The sequence below is a fragment of the Leisingera sp. F5 genome (assembly GCF_001593695.1).
Genome location: NZ_LUKH01001137.1, coordinates 1 through 1,241, shown reverse-complemented (window position 1 = coordinate 1,241; position 1,241 = coordinate 1). Strand labels below are relative to the sequence as shown.

The 1,241-nt window shown below is 64.7% G+C and carries 2 protein-coding genes; both read left to right on the top strand.

The window, feature by feature from the left end:
• The first annotated feature begins 1 nt into the window (after position 1).
• The gene (locus A2I95_RS39560) at positions 2–316 is read left to right on the top strand and encodes a 2Fe-2S iron-sulfur cluster-binding protein (RefSeq protein ID WP_291737822.1); all 315 of its coding nucleotides are present in this window, start codon (positions 2–4) and stop codon (positions 314–316) included.
• Positions 316–1,122 carry a VCBS repeat-containing protein gene (locus A2I95_RS39555; protein WP_291737821.1) on the top strand — a complete coding sequence of 269 codons (807 nt, stop codon included), beginning with the start codon at positions 316–318 and terminating at the stop codon, positions 1,120–1,122. The genes A2I95_RS39560 and A2I95_RS39555 overlap by 1 nt, the downstream gene beginning before the upstream one ends.
• Positions 1,123–1,241 lie beyond the last annotated feature (119 nt).

Genomic DNA, 1,241 nt, shown 5'->3' with positions numbered 1-1,241 from the left:
GATCACTTACATCGAGCACAACGGCACCAGCCATGTGGTGGACGTCGCCAACGGGCTGACCGTGATGGAAGGCGCGCGCGACAACAATATTCCGGGTATCGAGGCCGATTGCGGCGGCGCCTGCGCCTGCTCGACCTGCCACGTGTACATTGCGCCGGACTGGGTTGAGAAGCTGCCCGCCAAAGACGACATGGAAGAGGATATGCTGGATTTCGCCTATGAGCCCGATCCAGCCCGCTCGCGCTTGACCTGCCAGATCAAGGTGAGCGATGCGATGGACGGGCTGGTGGTGCATATGCCCGAAAAGCAGATCTGATGAGCGCAGGGGCAGCGGCGCGGCGTTTTCCGTTGCGCGTGCGGCCCCGTTCCGTCCGCCGCGTTTGGCGGGCGATGTGTTTGGGGCTGGCCTTGGCCGGCCCGTCTGTTCTGGCGGCTGAGGGCAGGGTGGTCTCGGCGCGTTACGGCGAGCCCACCACACGCTATGGCCATGCAGTGCTGGGCAATGATGCGGAATACGGCGCGCTGGTACTGAAGGTGGAAAACACCGGCTCCGGCGGGTTGTCCGCCAAGGCGGTCTACCAGAAGTCCGAAATCCTGATCCGCCTGCCGCTGGATCATGTGTTCGAGGACATCGCACCGCGGCTGGCGGATATCGATGGCGATGGCCGCCCCGAGGTGCTGGTGGTCGAGACCGATGTGGCAGAGGGCGCCCAGCTGGCCATCTATGATGCCCGCGGCGAAAAGATTGCCGCCACCCCGCATATCGGCACCCGCAACCGCTGGCTGGCACCCATTGGCGCGGCGGATCTGGATGGCGACGGGCATGTGGAAATTGCCTATGTCGACCGGCCGCATCTGGCCAAAACTTTGCGTATCTGGCGGTTCAGGAACGGTGCGCTGACTGAAGCCGCCAGCACGCCCGGGCTGACCAATCACCAGATCGGCCAGGACTTCATAACCTCCGGCATTCGCGATTGCGGGCAGGGACCTGAACTGGTGACCGCCAGCGGCGATTGGCGCAGGATCATTGCATCCCGTCTGCAGAACGGCAGAATCACCAGCCGGGACATCGGCGGGTTCCGGCAGGGCACGGGACTGCAGGCCGCAATGGCCTGCCGCTAAGCGCTGCCCGCGACGCGCATTGCGCGGCGCCGCGCCCAACTGGGAAGGGCATCCACAAGGATGGGCTGGAACAGGCAGGAGTGCTTGCCACCGTTGCCGCCAGGAATGACAGGCCTGTT

Coding starts and splice junctions, on each gene's coding strand:
- A2I95_RS39555 (WP_291737821.1), top strand. CDS start 316: ATGAGCGCAGGGGCAGCGGCGCGGCGTTTTCCGTTGCGCGTGCGGCCC.